This window comes from Planococcus donghaensis MPA1U2 (assembly GCF_000189395.1).
Lineage (GTDB): Bacteria > Bacillota > Bacilli > Bacillales_A > Planococcaceae > Planococcus > Planococcus donghaensis_B.
This window is the reverse complement of sequence record NZ_AEPB01000036.1, coordinates 1-19,986: the sequence shown is the minus strand read 5'-3', so window position 1 is coordinate 19,986 and position 19,986 is coordinate 1. Positions and strand designations below refer to the sequence as shown.

15 protein-coding genes and 2 riboswitches are annotated in these 19,986 nt (G+C 39.9%); of the genes, 1 reads left to right on the top strand and 14 read right to left on the bottom strand.

What is annotated here, in order from left to right:
* Positions 1-542 precede the first annotated feature (542 nt).
* From GPDM_RS10805 to ilvD, 14 genes are all read right to left on the bottom strand, one after another.
* Complete coding sequence (locus tag GPDM_RS10805) at positions 543-1,880, bottom strand: NCS2 family permease (protein ID WP_008431329.1); 1,338 nt, start codon at positions 1,878-1,880, stop codon at positions 543-545.
* 117 nt (positions 1,881-1,997) lie between these two features.
* A riboswitch (purine riboswitch) is annotated at positions 1,998-2,099 on the bottom strand.
* Between the two features lie 117 nt (positions 2,100-2,216).
* Positions 2,217-3,755, bottom strand: a complete 1,539-nt coding sequence (gene guaA / locus GPDM_RS10800) for a glutamine-hydrolyzing GMP synthase (RefSeq protein ID WP_008431327.1) — start codon at positions 3,753-3,755, stop codon at positions 2,217-2,219.
* Positions 3,756-3,880: 125 nt separating this feature from the next.
* A riboswitch (purine riboswitch) is annotated at positions 3,881-3,982 on the bottom strand.
* Between the two features lie 32 nt (positions 3,983-4,014).
* Complete coding sequence (locus GPDM_RS10795) at positions 4,015-6,195, bottom strand: DUF4129 domain-containing transglutaminase family protein (protein WP_008431325.1); 2,181 nt, start codon at positions 6,193-6,195, stop codon at positions 4,015-4,017.
* Positions 6,192-7,406, bottom strand: coding sequence for a DUF58 domain-containing protein (locus tag GPDM_RS10790; RefSeq protein ID WP_008431319.1), 1,215 nt, complete (start codon positions 7,404-7,406; stop codon positions 6,192-6,194). Before GPDM_RS10790 ends, GPDM_RS10795 begins: the two co-directional genes overlap by 4 nt.
* Positions 7,403-8,353, bottom strand: a complete 951-nt coding sequence (locus tag GPDM_RS10785) for an AAA family ATPase (protein ID WP_008431317.1) — start codon at positions 8,351-8,353, stop codon at positions 7,403-7,405. The genes GPDM_RS10790 and GPDM_RS10785 overlap by 4 nt, the downstream gene beginning before the upstream one ends.
* Positions 8,354-8,519: 166 nt before the next feature.
* Positions 8,520-9,347 carry an ammonia-dependent NAD(+) synthetase gene (gene nadE / locus GPDM_RS10780; protein WP_008431315.1) on the bottom strand — a complete coding sequence of 276 codons (828 nt, stop codon included), beginning with the start codon at positions 9,345-9,347 and terminating at the stop codon, positions 8,520-8,522.
* A gap of 11 nt (positions 9,348-9,358) precedes the next feature.
* Complete coding sequence (locus tag GPDM_RS10775; protein ID WP_008431313.1) at positions 9,359-10,828, bottom strand: nicotinate phosphoribosyltransferase; 1,470 nt, start codon at positions 10,826-10,828, stop codon at positions 9,359-9,361.
* 492 nt (positions 10,829-11,320) lie between these two features.
* Positions 11,321-12,763 carry an aldehyde dehydrogenase family protein gene (locus GPDM_RS10770; protein WP_008431311.1) on the bottom strand — a complete coding sequence of 481 codons (1,443 nt, stop codon included), beginning with the start codon at positions 12,761-12,763 and terminating at the stop codon, positions 11,321-11,323.
* 20 nt (positions 12,764-12,783) lie between these two features.
* The gene (locus GPDM_RS10765; RefSeq protein WP_008431309.1) at positions 12,784-13,539 is read right to left on the bottom strand and encodes an SDR family NAD(P)-dependent oxidoreductase; all 756 of its coding nucleotides are present in this window, start codon (positions 13,537-13,539) and stop codon (positions 12,784-12,786) included.
* An 11-nt stretch (positions 13,540-13,550) separates the two neighbouring features.
* Complete coding sequence (locus GPDM_RS10760) at positions 13,551-14,624, bottom strand: tartrate dehydrogenase (protein WP_008431307.1); 1,074 nt, start codon at positions 14,622-14,624, stop codon at positions 13,551-13,553.
* Between the two features lie 18 nt (positions 14,625-14,642).
* Positions 14,643-15,911, bottom strand: a complete 1,269-nt coding sequence (locus tag GPDM_RS10755; RefSeq protein ID WP_008431305.1) for a TRAP transporter large permease — start codon at positions 15,909-15,911, stop codon at positions 14,643-14,645.
* 2 nt (positions 15,912-15,913) lie between these two features.
* Positions 15,914-16,384, bottom strand: a complete 471-nt coding sequence (locus GPDM_RS10750; protein ID WP_008431302.1) for a TRAP transporter small permease — start codon at positions 16,382-16,384, stop codon at positions 15,914-15,916.
* A 63-nt stretch (positions 16,385-16,447) separates the two neighbouring features.
* Positions 16,448-17,425: a TRAP transporter substrate-binding protein gene (locus tag GPDM_RS10745; RefSeq protein ID WP_039863320.1), complete on the bottom strand. Its 978-nt coding sequence runs from the start codon at positions 17,423-17,425 to the stop codon at positions 16,448-16,450.
* Between the two features lie 129 nt (positions 17,426-17,554).
* Positions 17,555-19,243, bottom strand: coding sequence for a dihydroxy-acid dehydratase (ilvD, locus tag GPDM_RS10740; RefSeq protein ID WP_008431298.1), 1,689 nt, complete (start codon positions 19,241-19,243; stop codon positions 17,555-17,557).
* A 235-nt stretch (positions 19,244-19,478) separates the two neighbouring features.
* On the opposite strand from ilvD, the gene GPDM_RS10735 reads away from it, so the two are divergent.
* Complete coding sequence (locus GPDM_RS10735; protein WP_008431297.1) at positions 19,479-19,979, top strand: GNAT family N-acetyltransferase; 501 nt, start codon at positions 19,479-19,481, stop codon at positions 19,977-19,979.
* Positions 19,980-19,986 lie beyond the last annotated feature (7 nt).

Here is a 19,986-nt window from a genome sequence, read left to right as displayed (position 1 = left end):
GTAATGCTGATCAGTAAATTGTAGTCACGAACACTGAGATGAAAAACCACTTTGCTCTGATTGCCAAAGGCAACCTTCGCAAAAGCCGTTCTCGCACCGAGGTGCTCGTGACGTCTTTCGTTGACGTTTTGCTGTTCAGTTTTCAAGGTTCAGTTTGTCGCGCTCATTGGCGACTCAATTAATATACCACGCTCATATATATAGAGTCAACACTTTAATGAACTTTTTTCGTAAATTAAGTATAACAGATTTATCTAATTATTCAGATTACATTTTCGTTACAAATAAGTAAGGAAGTTTCCCCTTTACATTGCAGAGTTCCCCTTATATTTCTAAGCTTTCCTTTCTTGTTCAGGAATTGAAATTTCTCAATAATAAAGTCATGGTTCTATTCTCACCCTTCTCATTTTAAAAGCTCGAAACTCTTTCCCCACTTTCCATTAGCCTACAGTCCCATTCGAGTTTCTTCTATAAAATACAGTTTTCATTTTTTGTTAGCTCAAAGAAAAAAGTCCACCAAGTAAATTGGCGGACTTCCTATCTTACGCTAAGAAAATAAAGTAAAGAACGAAGATGACAAACAATCCATACATAATCGGATGAATCTGTTTTCCTTTTCCTGCTACAAGCATTGTGATTGGATAGAAGATAAATCCAATGGCAATACCTGTTGCGATACTATAGCCAAGTGGCATAGCGATCATCGTTAGGAAAGCAGGAACTGCGACTTCAAATTTTGTCCAGTCAATTTTCCCGAGCGCTGAAACCATCAAGACACCTACGATGATTAAAGCCGGAGCTGTCACGGCACTAGTGATTACTTCAAGGACTGGATAAAAGAAAATCGAGATAAGGAACAGCACACCTGTTACTACAGCTGCAAAGCCAGATCGTGCACCCGCTGCAACTCCTGCAGATGATTCAATATAAGAAGTCGTTGTTGATGTTCCGAAGATCGCTCCGCTAACTGTCGCAATAGAATCTGCTAGTAATGCTTTGCCTGCTCTTGGAAGTTTGTTGTCTTTCATCAAGCCTGCCTGATTAGCCACAGCTACTAAAGTTCCAGCAGTGTCGAAGAAGTCAACAAATAGGAAAGTCAATACAATAACGAGAAACTGAATATTTATCAATGACCCAAAATCGTTAAAGATTGGTTCAAGCGCTACACCGAAAGTTGGAGCCATGCTTGGAACGTTCAAGTCAATAATTGCACTAGGCCAGTTCACAACACCAAAGATCATTCCAACTACCGCTGCGATTAAAATCCCAAAGAAAATTCCACCTTGGATACCGCGAGCCATAAAGATTACAGTTATGATTAATCCAAAGATTGCTAACAACGCTGAACTGTTTGAAAGATCTCCTAGTCCAACTAAAGTAGCTGGATTGTCTACGATGATATTTGCATTTTGTAATCCGATAAACGTAATGAATAAGCCAATCCCTGCTCCTACTGCATATTTTAATTCAGCAGGAATCGAGTTGATGATTAGTTCACGAAGACCTGTTAACGTAAGAAGAATAAAAATAAGTCCTGAAAATAAAACGCCTGTTAATGCAGTTTGCCAAGGAATCCCGTAAGTTAGAATAACCGTGTAAGCAAAAAATGCGTTTAAGCCCATACCTGGAGCAAGCGCAATTGGATATTTCGCGAGAATCCCCATTATTAAACAACCGATTGCAGCAGCTAATGCTGTAGCCATAAATACGGCTCCATAATTCATCCGCATTGAATCTGGAAGATCGGGTACTGACTGTAACGTTAAAGTTAACGGGTTGACGACAAGAATATATGCCATCGCAAGAAACGTTGTTAAACCGCCAATAAATTCACGGCGGTAATTCGTTCCTAGTTCTTCAAACTGAAAATACTTTTTCATGCTGATTCCTCCGACTTGCCTGCGTATAAATCCTACAAAAGAAAAACGCACACAGCAGATTGCCGTATGCGTTCGATTTATCCCTTCACATAAAAAATGAAAGGCATCCCGCTCAATAGTGAACAGGATTAAAATCGTAGTCGAGTTATTTACGGTAACTCGGTAGAAACTTTCGGGCCATATCCCCGACATTATACGACAAGCTTATTTAATTTCTATCGTAATATATCATGTATAAAACGAATTAACAATACCAAACACGAACATTTTTAATAAATAATACAAAAAAGTTCGTGAAAAAGAAAAATGCCGACTGATTTAGTCGGCATGCTATCTTTATTCCCACTCGATTGTTGCTGGTGGCTTGCTCGTAATATCATACAATACACGGTTAATGTGATCTACTTCATTGACTAAACGAACACTGATTTTCTCTAAAACTTCCCAAGGAATACGAGCCCAATCAGAAGTCATTCCGTCAATTGATGTTACTGCGCGAATACCGATTGCGTAATCGTAAGTGCGGGCATCGCCCATTACTCCTACGCTGCGCAAATCCGGTAACACAGTGAAGTATTGCCAAATGTCACGATCGAGGCCTGCTTTTTTGATTTCATCGCGTAAAATCCAGTCAGACTCACGGACAATTTCTAATTTTTCTTCTGTTACAGCTCCCATGATGCGAATACCAAGTCCTGGACCCGGGAACGGCTGACGCCAAACGATTTCTTCTGGCATACCAAGCTCAGTACCAAGAACACGTACTTCGTCTTTGAATAATGTATTTAACGGTTCGATCAATTTAAACTGCATGTCATCCGGTAATCCCCCAACATTATGGTGGGATTTAATCGTTTGTGCAGTTGTTGTTCCACTTTCGATAATGTCAGTGTACAGCGTTCCTTGTGCAAGAAAGTCCATACCCTCGAGTTTCGAAGCTTCATCATCAAATACATAGATAAATTCGTTCCCGATAATTTTACGTTTTTTCTCTGGATCAGTAACGCCTTCAAGTTTACTCATGAAACGATCGCGTGCATCGATTTTGATAACGTTCATGTTGAATCCGTCAGCAAAAGTTTTCATCACGCTTTCTGCCTCTCCTTTACGAAGAAGACCGTGATCAACAAACATACATGTTAATTGATCGCCAATTGCTTTATGAATCAAGACAGCAACGACAGAAGAATCTACTCCGCCACTAAGTGCGCAAAGCACTTTTTTGTCGCCGACTTCTTCACGGATTTTTTCGATTTCTAATTCAATGTAGTTTTCCATTGACCAGTCATCTTGCATTCCGCAAACGTCATAAACAAACTTGCGCAATAAATCATTGCCATAAATCGAGTGACGTACTTCCGGGTGGAATTGAACGCCATAGAATCCGCGGCTTTCATCTGCCATTGAAGCAATTGGGCAGCTTGCGCTTGTTCCAATCACATCAAATCCTGGAGGTGCAGCTGTAACTAAATCACCGTGGCTCATCCAAACGATTTGTTCTTCCGGAAGGTCTTTAAAGATTTTGCTTTCTTTCGTCAACTTTAGTTCCGCTTTGCCGTACTCACGGTTTTGTGCTTTTTCTACTTTTCCTTCTAAATGGAGAGCCATTAATTGCATACCGTAGCAAATCCCTAAAATCGGCAAGCCCATTTCAAAAATCGCATCATCAATTGAAAATGCATTTTCATCATAAACAGAATTGGGACCACCAGAGAAAATAATTCCCGTAGCATTCATCTCTTTGATTTCTTCAGCAGTGATTGTGTGCGGGTGAAGCTCGCTGTAAACACCGATTTCACGGATGCGGCGAGTGATCAACTGATTGTATTGACTTCCGAAATCCAAAACAACGATTTTTTTCTGTTCTTTCAACATAGGACTAACTGGCAAAACCTTCACCTCTTCTATTCGATTCAGGTCTCAAAATAACAAAAGAACGCGAAAAATGGACCTCGCGTTCTTCTGCTCTACATCAAAAAGGCGAATGCACACGTCAAAAAGCGTGCGTCATCCACCTTCATAGTCAAGTCATTTCCGGGGACTTGGTAGAGACATCCGATCCATATTATCGGACATATATGAGGGCACCTGTAATTTATAATTTAATCAATTGTACATTTTAAAGGTTGTAAAATCAACCGCTTGTCCGATTGATTAAATTTTCCCAACTTTCCTTTAACTCATGCCAGTCAATGGATTCAGCATCTCCCCCATAAATCATCCGTTCATAAGCTGCGGTCAATTCAGACATTTCTCGTGTCCCAAAAAATGAATCAATGTAAGCTGCATATGATTTTAAGGTTTGGCCTGACTTCCGGTGGATGCCGTATAATTCTAGTTGTTTCAATAATCTTAAGTAAGCTTTTTCAAATTGAACCGGTTCTTGCCCACGCATCCGGTAATAAGAAATAAGAAATTTAGGCATCCACCTGTGACGAATTTTGAAAAGAATAGCTCCTATAACACCCAACACAATAAATGTCCAAACCAGTTTCCAACGATTGGTTGAAATATAATCCGTAAGACGATTCCAAAAAGCAGTTTGCGAAGACACCACAACTTCTTCATCTTCTGCACTTTCAGGTTCTTGTGCCTCTGGACGCTCTTGAGGATCGGGTTGTTCTGGGTCCGTTGGATCTAGCTCTAAGTCAAAATCAATAGATGATGAACCTGTAAAACCAATCGTAGGTTCAAACAACATCCATCCTACGCCTGGCATATAAGCTTCTACCCACGAGTGTGCATTGTTATTTGTTACCTCATAGATGTCGGTTTCTCCTTGCGAATCGATTAGTTCTCCTTCATTGAAACCTTTAACCCAGCGAGCGGGGATATCAAGCGACCGTAACAACACAACCATAGAGGTTGAAAAATTATCACAATAACCTCTTTTCGTTTCAAATAAAAACTGATCTACGTAATCTTCATCTTCTTTTGGAATTGGAATATCCGTTTGACTATAAGTAAATTCAGCTGTATTGAAATACCTTTCAATAGCTAACGCCTGATCGTAAACCGTCTCACTATTCGCGGTTATTTCAGCAGCTAAGTCACGAACCCTCTCAGGAAGTTCATCCGGCAATTGTACGTAACGATCAAATTCCATAGGCAGTTCTTGTAATTCTTCTTCACTCGTTTGCCGCAATGTTTTTAAACTATAACTAGGCTCAGCAAAAGAAACTTCATATTCTTCCGGTTCCAATTCTTCTCCATTTTGGTAAGTTTCAAAGCGTTGATCCGCTGAACTATATTGATATTCTGGAGATTCTTCCATCGAAAAAGATTCGGTTCCGTAAGGATATAGAACAAAAGGAAATTCCTGCTCCATCGAAACGACTGTCGTTTCCAATTCTTCTCCTAAGACAAACTCTGTATCTACAGTTTCATTGTTTCTGTAAATCACTGACTCACCTACATTTTCCGTCAGCTCCCAGCCTTTTGTCGTGTAAGTATCTTTCGACTCAACTTTCCAGTACTGACCTTCCGATACTTCTGCACGGAAGACTGGCGTATCGTCCCCTATAAACGAACCACCTAGGCGTGAATCATCAACTCCGTATCCAATTCTTCCTACATTGCCACCACTTCCCGGACCACCTTGTCCTGAGAAGGAAGTGAGAAACGGAACTGGGTCTGGCCAAATCGGATCTGATTTCGGCAAATACAATGCAAACGCCGTCGAAACTGCGATTCCTAAAACAAGTGGTACTGTAAACAAAGCTACTTTATCAGCATGCTCTGATATTTGGTGACTTTCCATCCATCGTACTAAATACAATAGACCTGCCAGCAAAAGACCAATAATCATGATGCGAACAATGGCTGTTTCTCCTGAATAAGGACTGAATGTATCCAACACTGCGATAAATACAACCGTTAATATATAGAACAAAAAAATGCTGGACCTGAAACTAACCCAGTAATGAATCAAGTATATGGCCATCCATAACAATACAAAAAACAAGATGGTTCGGAAAACATCTGTTGTTTGTTCCCAATTTTGACTAATCAAAGCCGAAAAATTCATACTAACATTTGATTGAAGAAACTGTATAGCTTCGCCTGTAAAAAACACGTTACCTGTATAGACATAAACCACAAACCATAAAATATACAAAACTTTTATGGGTCCTGAAAACCACCAAGGAACTCTCAAAAAAGCCATCAATAATCCACCCGCTATAAAAATTAAAAACAAGGCTTGATGACCTGTTTCGGTTAACACAATAACTGGCGTTAACCATTCAGCTAGCATAAAGAAAACTAATATATACAAGATGGCCATGAAAAATTTGTTTTTTCTAATGGAAGTCATTGTCGGCTCACCTCCGTAAATACAGTCGCAAAGTTCTCAGGACCCACACGTTTCACAACAAATCCTTTCGAACGAGCGAATTGATGCACTTTTTCATCTTCTTCTAATAACGTTTCACCTTTCCTCACAACAACTAAACACATGCAATTACTCAAGGTTTTAGCATTTTTTTGAATGGATTGAACCATTTCTATTGTAAGTTGACTCGTCACATATAACAGGCTTGAAGTATTCATTTGTTGAAGTTCTTGTCCAATCGCTTGATCTACTGGTTTGTCCAAGTCACTTTGCACTTTTGCTAAATGATACATAATTCGTTGTAAATGAGCTTCTGTGTGAACGACGGGGAAATAATTACGCTTTTGACCAATGGATAAATAAGCTAAGCTTGAATTAGCGTGTACAATTGACTTTAATATAGACGCGACTAACTCTACTTGCAATTCAAATTTCTCCGAGTCTCTCCGATCGTCGAGTAAAAAAAGATCTTGAGACTGCCGATCTTCAAATTCTTTCGTGCGCAAAGTTTGCGTACGCGCATAGGATTTCCAGTGAATCCATGAAACTCGGTCCCCCGGTTGGTAATCACGAACACCGCTTGCCATTGTGGTGTCTTTCACTAAAGTAAAAGGTGCAGCCATCGATCCATGATCATAACGTGATTCTATGGGACGGTATGCCATTTCTACTGTATTGGGATAAACCAAAATCGTTTGTTGGACCGGTAATAAGCGACTTTTTTTCACCCACCCAAAGAAATCCGAAATTTCTAAACAAACCCCTTCTAACACATGCTCTCCTCTAGGCATATTTTCTATAACATACGTCCAAGAATAAGATCTTCGAAATCCTGGAACAATCATTTTCGGTCGCTGATTTGTGATAATTTTGTTCAACGACGGAGAATGGGTTTGTTCACTTAATACGGTATAAAGGAGCGGGAAAGGATTTTTTCGATAAATGGTAACTTTCGCAGAAAAGTCTCCACCCTTACGTACTTGTGTCGTATGAACTTCTCGGGAAACTTCAATTTTCTGCAAAGGATAGAAAGCTAACAGCACGGAATAAATGATGAACGGCAATGACATATAAAAAATAAACCAGCTAACAAATCCACCTTGGAACATAGCAAACGAAAAAGTTATAAATAACAGTAAAAGCACAACTATAATGCGACCCCATAAAGCGGTACTGTTTTTCAGGTGCTTCATTTACCAACAAACCTTTGAACAGGTACATGAGTTTTCGCCAAAATGCGTTCTGTAATCTCTTCTACCGTTATTCCATCGTAACGAGCCTCTGAGCGCAACATAATACGATGCCCAAAAACAAATTTTGCTAAATACTGAACATCATCAGGCGTTACATAATCCCTGCCTTTCAATAATGCATAAGCTTGCGAAGCTTTCATCAACGCAATTGACCCTCGCGGACTGACCCCTAAATACACATAGGCATCCTGACGTGTTTGCCGAGACAAATCCACAATATAACTTCGAATGGTTTCATCTACTTTAATCGTTCTCACTTGGGCTTGCAGTTCTAACAACTCTTCGAGAGAAATGACAGAAGTCAATTCTTCAATTGGCGCAGCAACTTGTGCACGGTTTAATACTTCCATTTCTTCTCTTGACGAGGGATAACCCATTTTGATTTTCAATAAAAAGCGGTCAAGCTGTGCTTCCGGCAAAGGGTATGTTCCTTCGTATTCAATTGGATTTTGTGTAGCCATGACAAAGAACGGCTTCGGGATTTGCATTGTGACTCCATCAATTGTGACCGAGGCTTCTTCCATTGCTTCTAAAAGAGAAGATTGTGTTTTCGGGGAGGTCCGGTTGATTTCATCTGCTAAAATAATATTGCCCATAATGGGACCCGGTCGAAAATGGAATTCCATGTCTTTCGGATTGTAAATAGACACACCAATCACATCTGACGGCAATAAGTCAGGTGTAAATTGAATCCGTTTAAAATCAGCACCCACCGATTTTGCTAAAGCACGAACCAACATTGTTTTACCAACACCTGGAACATCCTCCAATAAAACATGGCCATGAGAAAGCATTGCCACTATGCTAAGCTCGGCAATATCACGCTTTCCAATAATCACTTTTTCAATATTATCTATTACTTTTTCCAATCGCTCTTTAGCATTCATTTATAAGTTCCTCCAATTTAAAGCAGAAAATGTTTTGAATTATCACAATCTTATCGTAATCATAACGAAAAGCCGCTCATAACTCAACTGCACGAGAAGTTTTCTCGATTCGTTATTCCAAATAAAAAAGCAGGGATCCACTATGATCTCCTGCTTTTTCGCAAATTTATTTCCAAAAATCATCAAATACTGTAATTGGTAAATGACGCTTATGCTGTGTTCTTAAATAATGACCTTCTAGCTTTTCTTGTGCATCTGCAGGTATTTCCTTACCTTCTAAATAGTCATCGATTAACTTATAAGTTACGCCTAAAGCTACTTCATCCGGAAGTGCTGGCTTGTCTTCTTCTAAATCTGCAGTTGGAACTTTTAAATACAGATGCTCTGGACTCCCAAGTTCTTGTAGCATCGCTTTTCCTTGACGTTTGTTCAAACGAAATAAAGGAGTTAAATCAGCTGCCCCATCACCGAATTTCGTATAAAAACCTGTGATGGCTTCTGCTGCATGATCGGTTCCAAGTACGGCTGAACTGTGCATTGCTGCAATCGAATATTGAGCTTTCATCCGTTCACGTGCTTTTTCATTGCCTTTTGCAAAATCGGTTAATTCGATCCCTGCTTCTTTTAGTGCTTGCTCACTAGCATCAACCGCGCCTTTAATATTTACCGTATAAAGTTTAGTTGGTTGGATAAAGTTCATTGCATCTTTAGCATCATGCTCATCAAGTTGAACACCGTAAGGTAAGCGAACTGCATAAAATGCATAATCATTACTTCCCGACTCTTCATTTAATTGATCAATTGCCATTTGCGTTAACTTGCCAAGCAATGTCGAATCTTGACCACCTGAAATTCCGAGAACATATCCTTTTAGAAACGTATGGCGTTTCAAGTAATCTTTTAAAAACTGGATTGTCCGTTCAATTTCTTCTTTCGGTTCGATAGTAGGTTGTACTTTTAGTTCTTCAATAATTTGCTGTTGTAGAGTAGACATTAAAATCCTCCTTATTCTCCAGTAAATTCGTGAATGGCATCTCGTACTTCTTGAATGTTGCGCATTTTGTTATCCCAGCACTTTTGACTTAAATCCACTGGGTATTCTTCCGGGTTGAGCGAACGTTTGTATTCATCCCACAACAAGTCCATATTTCGAATTGCATAGTTCTGCATTTCTTGGACACTTGGGTTAGTATAAATAATTTGGCCTTCTTCAATAACTTTTCGATGGATATTTACCGCTTCAAAATTCGTGACAAACTTCGATACAAAAGTATGAACCGGGTGGAACATTTTCAAACGCTGTTGTGAAGCAGGGTCTTCATCGTGCATCGCAATATAATCGCCTTCTGACTTTCCATTTTCCTTATCGATAATGCGGTAAACATTTTTAAGTCCTGGAGTCGTAACTTTTTCTGCATTTCCTGAAATTTTAATGGTATCTTCTAGTTCACCTTTATCGTTTTCAATTGCTACTAATTTGTAAACTGCGCCCAATGCAGGTTGATCATAGGCGGTGATTAGTTTTGTTCCAATACCCCATGCATCTACGCGAGCACCTTGAGCTTTTAAGTTTAAAATCGTGTATTCATCCAAATCATTTGAAACGACTATTTCTACATCCTGAAAACCTGCCGCATCCAACATTTTGCGTGCTTCTTTAGATAAAAAGGCAATATCTCCACTATCTAGACGAATTCCTTGGAAATTGATTTTATCTCCAAGTTCTTTGGCTACTTGAATCGCAATCGGCACTCCCGACTTTAATGTATCGTATGTATCTACCAAAAAAACACAGTTTTTATGGCGTTTTGCGTAAGCATGAAATGCGTCATATTCATTTTTATAAGCTTGAACCATAGAATGGGCGTGAGTTCCTGCTACCGGAATTCCAAATTTTTTACCAGCACGCGCGTTACTTGTGGCTTCAAGTCCTCCAATATAGGCAGCGCGCGATCCCCAAATGGCCGCATCCATTTCTTGAGCGCGTCTTGTTCCAAATTCCATAACTCGTTCGTCTTTTACAATTTGCTTGATTCGACTAGCTTTAGTCGCGATTAAAGTTTGATAATTAACGATGTTTAAAAGTGCGGTTTCGATCAATTGGGCTTCGACAAGTGGAGCTTCCACACGAATTAATGCTTCGTTTTGAAAAACAAGTTCACCTTCCGCTACTGAATAAACATCTCCTGTAAACCGAACCGTTCGCAAATAATCGATGAAATCTTGCTTATAGCCAAGCTCTTCTTGAAGATAAGCTAAATCACTGTCCGTAAACTTGAAGTTTCTCAAGTAGTCTAAAATGCGTTCCAACCCCGCAAACAAAGCATAACCATTGCCAAAAGGTAGTTTACGGAAAAACAACTCAAAAATCGCTTTCCGTTCGTGCATCCCATCTGCCCAATAAGCCTCCGACATATTGATTTGATATAAATCTGTATGTAGTGCCAAACTGTCATCCGCATAATGCTTATCCATAAAAGAGTCTCCTTCTTCCACTATCAGTAATGCCACTAATTATACACCAATATTGGTAAGACCAAAATAAAAGTCAACTTTATAAGCGAGACTGCTATTTTTCATCTATACAATAAACTTTTTTGCTCTTTTTTCTTCACTAAGTGTATAGGTTGACATATAGGAGAGAACGTGAGATGATAGCTTAGTTAACACAAAGGTAACTGGTAAATTTTGATAATCTGGCATTCTACGATAATGTTTTTGAGAATACTTATTCACACTGGAGCGATTTAAGGATCGCGAGGACGTAAAAGAAGGTAGGGTTTACGTTGCTTAGGTTAGAAAGCACCCAGTGGAACAATGACCGCGGTACTGAAAGTAATACTTTCAATGGAAATGATTCCCCAGTAATATGGGTTGAAAAATTGAGTCAAAACAAATTATAGTTACCTTAAACAAACAAAGGGATGTTCTCAAATCGAGGACATCCCTTTTCCAATTCTTTTAACATTAGTATTTTAACGCAACATTTTTTAAAGCCGTGTAATTGCGCAATGCTTCAAGACCTTTTTCACGCCCAAATCCACTTTTCTTAAATCCTCCGAATGGCATTTGCACACCACCCCCAGCACCATAATTATTGATAAAGATTTGACCGGCACGAATTTTACTAGCCACTCGGTGGGCACGTGCCCCGTCTTTTGTCCAAATACCAGCTACTAGCCCATACTCCGTACCATTGGCCAATTCAATCGCTTGTTGTTCGGTTTCAAATGCAAATGCCGCAACAACTGGTGCAAAAATTTCTTCTTGAGACACATAACTATTTGGTGCAAGTCCATCAATGACAGTCGGTTTAAAAAAGTAGCCATTTTCGAGCCCCTCTGTTTCTTGACGCTCGCCGCCTGTTAAAAATGTTGCTCCTTCGTTTCGGGCAACGTCCATGAATTCAAGAATACGAGAAAATTGTTTTTCATTTAAAATCGGACCCAAATCCAAATCATCTATACCTTTACCAATTTGGATTTCTTCCATTTTTACAACAACTTTTTTTAGAAATTCTTCTTTAATAGACTGTTGCACCAATACACGAGATCCTGCCGAACACGTTTGTCCGGCATTTTGAATAATCGAACGCACAACCCACTCAACCGCTTCTTCTTGATCGCAATCTTCAAAAACGATGTTTGGTGACTTGCCACCTAGCTCAAGCGTAACCGGCTTAACGTTTTTCGCAGCACCCATCATAACAGCAGAGCCTGTTTGAACCGAACCTGTAAAAGTAATATGATCAACATCTGGATGTTCAGATATCGCTGCACCTGCTTCAAAACCATAACCCGTCACCAAGTTAAAGACACCTTTTGGCAATTGAGTCGCATCAAATATCTCTGCTAATTTAATCGCCGTTAGCGGTGTATCTTCTGCAGGTTTTGCAACAACTGTGTTTCCTGTCGCAATCGCAGCTGCAGTTGAGCGTGAAATGATTTGTAACGGATAATTCCACGGCACAATATGAGCTGTTACGCCTACAGGTTCACGCAATGTATAATCGAGAATTCCAGGTTGCACTGGTATCGTTTCACCAAAAATTTTATCCGCCATTCCCGCGTAATATTCAAAATATAAAGCAGATGCCTCAACATCTTTACGCGCTTGCGTTAACGGTTTTCCGGTATCGAGTGTTTCTAACAATGCAATTTCTTCTAAATCAGCACGTAATGCTGCAGCTACTTTATGTAAAATTCTCCCTCGTTCAATCGGCGGGAAAGACTGCCATTCTTCTGACTCAAATGTTGTGCGGGCCGATTTAACTGCAGCATCAACGTCCTCTTTTTTTCCTCTTGGAACTTCTGCCAATACTTCTCCGGTTGCTGGATTTTTGGTTTCAAGTTTTTCGTTGCCGATGCTATTTACCCATTCTCCATTGATATACATTTGCTGTTTTTTCACTGATTCGGTTCACTCCCCAATTAAATTCCGCGTCCTCCGTCAACATTTACAACGCTACCTGTCATCATTTTCGCTAAATCTGAGCTGAGGTATAAGACACAGTTAGCAATTGCTTCTGGTGTAATCAATTCACCTAACGGAACACTTTTACGGAATATATTTTCTTTTGTTTGACCTTCATCAACACCCGATGCGGTAAATTCACCTAGCATTTTCGTATCTGCAGGACCAGGATTTATCGCATTCACCCGAATATTATAAGGGGCTAATTCGATAGCTAAAGCTTTCGTCAATGAAATCGTTGCTCCTTTTGACGCCACATATGCATTTAATCCTGGTCGTGGACGGTCAACAGAAACAGAAGCAATATTAATAATCGACCCGCAATTCTGTTGCTTCATATGTGGAACTACTGCACGAGACGTTAAAAATACAGCTGTTGAGTTGATCGCCATAATACGCTCCCAATCTTTGAGTGTCACATTTTCAATATCTGTTGCTGCTTGTGCAATTCCAGCTACATTTGCTAATACATCAATGCGACCAAACTTGTCTGCCGTTTTCTTAATAGCCGCTGCTACACTTTGTTCTTCTGTTAAATTGCCTTGAAGAACGAGTAATTGCTCGGGGTATTGCGCCTCTAACTCCTGTAGACTATCCACATGAAGATCGATAGCCGCAACTTTCGATCCTTGTTTCAAAAATTGCTCAACAACCTCTTTACCCATTCCCCCGCTTGCACCTGTCACAATCGCTACTTTATTGTCTACTGCCATTAATTTCCCTCCTAGTTTTTCACCAACATCAGGACTTTCTCAGCAATAGCTGAACCTACTTCTTGTGTCGTAGAAGTGCCGCCTAAATCTGGCGTTAATACTTTTCCTTCTTGAATTACTTGTTCGATCGCATCGACAATAGCAGTCGAAAGATCTTCACGACCTAAATGATTCAACATTAATGCAGCTGACCAAATTTGAGCGACCGGGTTAGCAATTCCTTTTCCTGCAATGTCCGGCGCTGAACCATGAATCGCTTCAAACATAGAAGGGAAATTGCCTTCGGGGTTGATATTTCCTGATGGCGAAACGCCTAATCCACCTACTAATGCGGCTCCTAGATCCGTTAAAATATCTCCGAATAAATTAGAAGCGATTACGACTTCAAACGATTCTGGACGCAAAACAAAATAGGCAGCTAAAGCATCGATGAAATTACTTTCTAGTTCAATATCTTTGTAATCTTTTGCGACCAATTCAACAACTTCGTCCCATAACTTCATCGAATGAATAATCGCATTGGATTTTGTGGCACTCGTCACTTTTGATTTGTTGTTTTTTTGCGCGTACTCAAATGCGTATTTGGCAATTCGTTCGACACCTTGTTTTGTAATCACTGTATTTTGAATCGCCATTTCTTGCGAATGTTGCTGATACAGGCGACCGCCGATATTTGAATACTCGCCTTCTGCATTTTCACGGAATACCATAAAATCAATTGGTTGCTCATTTTTTAAAGGAGACTCAATACCAGCCAATCGTTTGATAGGTCGCATATTGACGTATTGTTGAAAGTTTTTACGAATCGGCATAATCAGTTCCCAAATGGTTATTTCATCGGGCACACGTTTATCACCCACAGCTCCAAATAAGATGGCATCAAAATTTTTCAATTGATCCAAGCCATCCTCAGGCATAATATATCCGTTGGCTAAATAATATTCGCTGCCCCATTCAAATTGTTCAAACGCAATGTCGAATGTTGGATCTTGCTCCTTTAACGCTTCCAAAACCTTGACTGCTTCTTTTGTAACGTCGGGACCAATTCCATCTCCAGGTAGTACTGCTATTTTATATGCTGTCATAAATTCTCCTCCAATAGTTTAGTCACCAATAAGGAATAACGTGATTGCTGGAATAAACGAAATGATCAAAACATCGACAATCATCACCAAAATAAATGGCACAATCGCTTTTAACAAACTTTCAAATTTGGTTCCAGCAATATTTGCTGCAACAAATAAATTGACGCCAACTGGAGGAGTGATAAACCCAATTCCTAAGTTAACAATCATAATAATACCGAAATGCACCAAATCAATTCCAAGAGCATTGGCAATTGGTACAAGAATCGGCGTTAAAATAATGATGGCTGCTGAAGTTTCAAGAAACACACCACAAATTAGCAATAACAAGTTCAAAATCAACAAAGCAATAATCCAATTATCTGTCACACTAAGCATTAATTCTGTCAGTTCGGCAGGAATTCGCTGACGCGTTAAGTAATAACCAAACACCGAGGCACCGGCAATAATAAACATAATTACCGAAGTGACAATTACAGAAGAAGAGAAAATCCTAGCTAAATCGGTCAACTTGATTTCGCGGTATATGAAAATACCGACGAATAATCCGTATACGACTGCGACTACCGCAGCTTCTGTTGGAGTGAAAATTCCTCCATAAATTCCTCCTAAAATAATTACCGGCATCATTAATGCAAGGAATGCGTCGAGAAACGCTTTAAAGAAATCTTTCAAGCCAAATTTTTCGCCACCCCCGTAACCTTCTTTCAAGGAAATCAAGTAAACGAGTAAAATAAGCGAAACCATTACAAATAATCCTGGAACAATACCTGCGATAAACAATTCACTGACTGAAACTCCCGCTGCCACTCCATAAAGTACGAGAGGAACGCTAGGTGGGATCATAATCCCGATGGTTCCACCAGCAGCTTGAATAGCTGTCGCAAAACTTTTATCGTAGCCTTTGTTAACCATGGCTGGAATCATCAATGCACCTACCGCAGCTGTTGTGGCTGCTGCCGAACCTGAAATTGCTGCAAAAAAAGCACAGGCAACGATTGATACAATTCCGAGCCCACCTTTCACACGCCCAAAAATAACATTTGCTAAATGAATGAGTCGGCGGGAAATCCCACCACTTTCCATCAGTTTGCCTGCCAAGATGAAAAAAGGAATCGCCATAAGTGGGAACGAGTCCACCGAATTGAACATTCGCTGAATAATAACGATTAATGATACATTGCCATCGATGAAGAAAACGAGCGTTGAAGCAAGTCCAAGCCCCACAGCAATCGGTACATTAATTAAAAATAAAGCCATCAATAAAAGAAACAATACCAACGCCATCTCTAGACACCCCCGCTTTTAAAGTCTTTGGAAAATTGCGAGGCCATATTAATAATTAAAATTGCCCCACTCACGGGAATTACCATATAAATGACGCCCATCGGAATCCGTAAAACTGGAGAAGTTTGAGACATCCCTTGCATCGCAAGGTCGTATCCTTCTACTACCATTAACAAGAAAAAAAGTAGACTTGCAAATGTCGCAATACTATAAAGCGCTTTGCGGACAGGAACCGCAAATAATTTCACAAAAAACTCCATTCCGATATGGGCTTTTGAAGACATCGCATAAGCTGCTCCTAAAAACGTTAGCCAAATCAAACTGTATCTTGCCAACTCTTCTGTCCAAGCTAACGGTGAATTCAAAACAAATCGGAAAATCACTTGCAGAAACACCACGGTAACAAGCAATGCCATAATAAGATTTAATACATGCTTAATACCAAAATTCATATAACCGATCCATTTATTCATTTTCTTGCCCCCGATATAAAAAAGAGAGAATGGATTCTCTCTTTTTTGAATTAACGTATTATTTTATTTCTGTGCGTCTAAAATTTCGTTTAATAGGTCTTGGTGTTCGATTGTGTCATAAACAGGCAGAACCGCTTCTTGGAAAGGAGCTGTATCGATATCTTCGATAATTTCCATCCCTTGGTCTTTCAATGTTTGAAGTGATTCTTTCTCCATTTCAACGATCAATTCACGTTCTTTTGCGCCTGCTTTTTGTCCTTCTTCTACAACGATATCGCGCAGTTCTTCTGGCAATTCATCATATGTTTTTTGGCTAAGCATATAAATGGCTACAGAATAAACGTGTCCTGTTAAACTCATGTATTTTTGGTTTGCATCATATAAACTAAATTGGTCAGCAACAATCGCTGGATTTTCCTGTGCATCAACTACACCTTGTTGCAAAGCAGTAATTGCTTCAGTCCAAGCCATTGGAGTTGGTTGTGCTCCTAATGCTTCAAAAGCAGCTAAATGAATTTCATTTTCTTGCGTTCTAATTTTCAAGCCTTTTAAATCTTCAGGTGTTTCGATTGGACGGATTGCATTGGTAATATGACGGTAGCCATTTTCTCCCCAAGACAAACCGATGATACCGTTTTCTTCCATCTTAGCAAATAACTCATCACCAATATCACCTTCCAACACTTCTACTGCTGATTCGCGGTCTTGGAATAAGAATGGAACATCCAAAACGCCTAATTCCGGTACAAAGTTTGTCACTGGCGCAGTTGAAGAAACAACTAAATCGACGGTTCCAAGTCCCATCCCTTCTGTTAATTCACGCTCAGCACCAATTTCACTATTTGCAAAAATTTCAATTGTTACTTGTCCATCTGTTCGTTCATCAACAGCATCTGCCATTTCTTGCAGCGCTATATGATATGGGTGGTCATCAGGTAATGAATGTCCCGCTTGAAGCACGAACTTTTCATCTGAGTCTCCACCTGATGATTCACTATCAGAACTGCCACACGCCGTTAGTGCGAGTGCACTTGCCATCATAATTGAAACAAATCCAAATTTTTTATTTACCAATGTTATTTCCCCCTTTTATCGTGCCCCGACATTTCAGTTGACCTTCATTTCACTGAAAGTCAACTGACTGCCAAAGTCTGTCTTAATCGGTCTCATTTATGAACGATTCAAGTAATCCGTAACGGCTCCTTTTGATGAACAAGAAACATTATGCGCGTATTTCCCAAGCACACCTTTTTTATAAAGTGGTGGAGCTACCCAACGTTTACGGCGTTCTTCTAACTCCGCTTCTGATACATCCATCGAAATTTCTTGCAGATCGGAATCGATTGTCACGATATCTCCTTCTTCAAGCAACGCAATCGGCCCACCAACTTGAGCTTCTGGTGCAATATGCCCCACTACTAAGCCATGAGTTCCACCTGAAAAGCGGCCGTCCGTCAATAATGCAACCGATGCGTCCATGCCTTTACCTACAAGAATTGCAGAAACCGACAACATTTCCGGCATGCCTGGACCACCTTTCGGTCCTACGTAACGAATAACTAATACATCACCTTCATTAATTTCGTTAGCCATAACAGCATCAGTCGCTTCTTTTTCATTGTTGTAAACACGAGCTGGACCTGTATGACGTTTAACTTTCACACCGGATACTTTTGCTACTGCGCCGTTTGGAGATAAATTCCCTTTCAAGACAATCAGCGGGCCATCTTTACGTTTCGGATTATCGAAAGGCATGATAACTTGCTGGCCTTCTTGCAAGGCCGGCGCTTCGTTTAAGTTTTCTGCTACTGTTTTGCCAGTAACTGTCATACAGTCGCCATGCAAGTAGCCTGCTTCTAGCAACATTTTCATAACTGCTTGAACCCCACCAACTCGGTGTAAATCTTGCATAACGTATTTGCCACTTGGTTTTAAATCAGCCAAATGTGGAACCGTTTTTTGCAAGCGATTAAAGTCATCAATCGTTAAGTCCACTTCTGCTGCGTGCGCAATTGCCAATAAATGAAGGATGGCATTTGTCGATCCACCAAGCGCCATAACTACTGTGATTGCATTTTCAAATGCTTCTTTCGTCATAATGTCTTTTGGATAAATATCTAGTTCCAGTAAATTATGTACAGCTGCTCCTGCTTTTTCACAATCCGCTAATTTTTCAGCTGATACCGCTGGATTTGAAGAACTTCCTGGCAAACTCATTCCCATCGCTTCAGCAGCAGATGCCATTGTATTTGCTGTATACATTCCGCCACATGATCCAGCACCAGGACATGCCCCGCACTCAATATTGCGCAATGTGCTATCGTCCATGTCGCCATTGTTGTGCTGACCTACACCTTCAAATACGGAAACAATATCAATATCTCTATTATTGTGGCGACCTGGTGCGATTGTTCCTCCGTAAACAAAAACAGCTGGAACTTCAGAGTTGGCAATAGCGATTAAGCAACCTGGGATATTTTTATCACAGCCACCAATTGCGACTAAGCCATCTAAACTTTCTGCTCCTACAACTGTTTCAATTGAATCCGCAATTACATCTCGGCTTGAAAGTGAATACTTCATGCCTGCTGTCCCCATGGAGATTCCGTCAGAAACAGTAATCGTATTAAAGATAAATGGGACGCCTCCAGCTGCTCTAGCGCCTTTTTTGGCACTAATTGCTAAGTCATCAATATGTATATTACACGGTGTCACTTCACTCCATGTGCTAGCGACGCCAATCATTGGTTTTTTAAAATCTTCGTCTGTTACTCCTACTGAACGAAGCATTGCTCGGTTCGGGGCTCTCATGGCTCCTTCACTAAAAACTTTGCTATTGATGCGCAAATCTTTTTTCATAATTTATCCTATCCTTTCTTTTCTATTTATTATAGAGCACATTTATCAGAATTCAACGAATAAAAGAATAATATTTCATTATTTTTTTAATCGTCAAATAATTTACAGGTGTATGCGCTTCCATATCCACATACCCATTTTCTTCCTTGTTATATGCAATATATTTCTATATAATTAGTTTGTCTAGAATAACATTTCATTACGCGAACATTTCGAGTTAAAGGGGATGAGGGGTTTGTTGATCCGGGAAGCTAAGAAAAATGAAGTTCATTTATTAAAAGAGCAACGGTTTGCCGCTTATCAATCTTTCCAAAAAGAGCTCTCATCGAAGCAATGGGAACGACTAGAATCCAATTTGGCTTTTGCTAGTAATTCGCCATCTGGCATGGAGGTATTTGTTGCCGAAATTGGTTGGGAGATTGTTGGGAGTGTTGCTTTACTTTCCTCTGGATCTACTATTTGTACTGAAAAACAAAAGCTGAGTGAATACCCTGAAATTTGCTTGTTAGCAGTGACCCCTGAGTTCCGCTCACGTGGCGTTGGCAAAGCACTTATAGAACATTGCATCGACATGTCTAAAATTCGCAAACAACAATCCATTAGGTTATATACAGGATGTTTTATGAAGAATGCTATCGATTTGTATGAAAAGATGGGCTTTACACACGTTGCGTCTCTCGACTTTAAACCGTTGGATGACGACTTCACCGTTAGTGCTTTTCATTTAGATATATAAGAAACAA